Source organism: Paraburkholderia fungorum, from assembly GCF_046026025.1.
Taxonomy (GTDB): Bacteria; Pseudomonadota; Gammaproteobacteria; order Burkholderiales; family Burkholderiaceae; genus Paraburkholderia; species Paraburkholderia fungorum_E.
Window position 1 is genome coordinate 1 of record NZ_JAQQFL010000082.1, and the last position, 1884, is coordinate 1884.

Genomic DNA, 1884 nt, shown 5'->3' on the forward strand with positions numbered 1-1884 from the left:
CCCGCCCGCCTTCAGCACCGCCAGCAGCGTCACCAGCATCTCCACCGAGCGCTCCAGCGCCACCGCGACCATCACGTCGCCGCGCACGCCTTCGCGGATCAGGCGATGCGCCAGGCGATTCGCTCGTGTATTCAGCGCTGCGTAATCCACGGTTTCGTCGCCGCAGACCAGCGCAATCGCCCCCGGCGTCGCGGCGGCCTGACGTTCGATCAGCTCGTGCACGGCAGCGGCATCGGCGAATGAATCGGTGTTGCATCCCACGTGCTGCTGCAGCGCGGATGAGTCGTCATTCAGCAACGTCAGTTCACCCAACGACCGTGACGAATCATCAGAAAACGCTCGCAGCAAACCGCCAAATCTATCTGCTAGTTCCGCAACAGCCCCAGCGGTCAGCGCCGTCTGGTCATAGCTGTATTTGAACCGCAACGTCTCCCCTTGCGACACCGAAATGGTCAGTGCGTAGTTCGTTTGCTCGCGATTGAGCAGCGGTCCGAACGATAGACCGCCGGATGCAGCCTGTTTCAATGCGGCATCGACCGGATAGTTTTCGAATACGATCAGACTGTCGAACAGCGCCTGACCCGCCGAGCCGGCCCAACGCTGAATCTCGTTGAGCGGCGTGTGTTCGTGTTCGCGCGACGCCAACGCCTGCGCCTGCATCGCGCGCAACCAGTCGCCGACACGCATGCCGGCGCGCGGCGACGCGATCACCGGCAAGGTATTGATGAACAGCCCGATCAATTGCCCGGCGTCAGGAAGATCGGCAGGGCGACCCGCAACCGTCGCGCCGAACACCACGGCGTCCTGCAACGTATAACGCTGCAATAGCACGGCCCACGCAGCCTGGACGAGCGTATTGACCGTCACATGGTCCTGCCGCGCGAACGCGGCCAGCCTGGCGGACGTCGCTGCATCCAGTTCGATTTCACGTTCGTCGTAACGGCGGACCCGTGTCGTTTCGTGATCGATTGCATCGTGAACGAGAGCAGCGGCGATGCGGCTCGGTTCGTCGTAATCGCGAAGCTGCGCGCGCCAGAATGTCTCGCTTGCGATGCTGTCGCGTTGCTGGAGCCAGCGTACATAGTCGCGATACCGGCCACGATTTGCAGGCCATGTCTGACCCGCGTAATGACGCAATACCTCGCCCATCAACTGCGACACGCTCCAACCGTCGAGCAGCACGTGATGATGCGTCCAGATCATCCGGTAGGCTGCGTCGCCGCGTTGAACCAGCGTCAAACGATGCAGCGGCGCGCGCGCAAGATCGAAACCGCGCACACGTTCAGCCTGCTCGAGCGCTATCAATGCGGCGTCTTGCTCCGCTTCGTCATCAAGATGACGCAGATCGTGCAGCGCGAACGGCAATTCGATCGCTTTGGCGACCCATTGCAACCACGCATCGCCTTGCTGCAGAAAACCCGTTCGCAGAATGTCGTGGCGCTCGGTCACGGCCTGCCACGCGGCCTTGAAACGTGTCACGTCGAGGCCGTCGATATCGACGCACAACTGCATCACATAGGCGCTATCGGCCGGCGCGTACAAGGTGTGGAACAGCATGCCGCGCTGCATCGGCGAAAGCGGATACAGGTCCTCGACTTGCGTCGCGGGTACCGGCAATGCCAACTGCCGCAATTGCTGCTGATCGAGTCCGGCAAGCGGGAAATCCGATGGTGTGACGCCGCCCACGTCGGCGGCGCCGCTGGTGCAATGCGCGATCAGTTCGCGGAGTTCGCGATCGAACCGGGCAAGCAATGCCTCGACGGTGGATGCATCGTGACGCGCTGCATTGAAGCTGATGGCGAGCGTCAGTTCACTGTCGAATACCTTTGCGTTGATCGATAACGCGTAAGCAAAATCGGCGCTGCTGTCTTGCGGACGACCCGT

At 62.0% G+C, this 1884-nt stretch carries 1 protein-coding gene; it reads right to left on the bottom strand.

Translation table 11 applies throughout. From position 1 onward, the window contains the following. Nucleotides 1-1884, bottom strand: a 1884-nt coding sequence (locus PQR67_RS38080) for a condensation domain-containing protein (RefSeq protein WP_408467931.1), incomplete at both ends; no start/stop codon positions are given.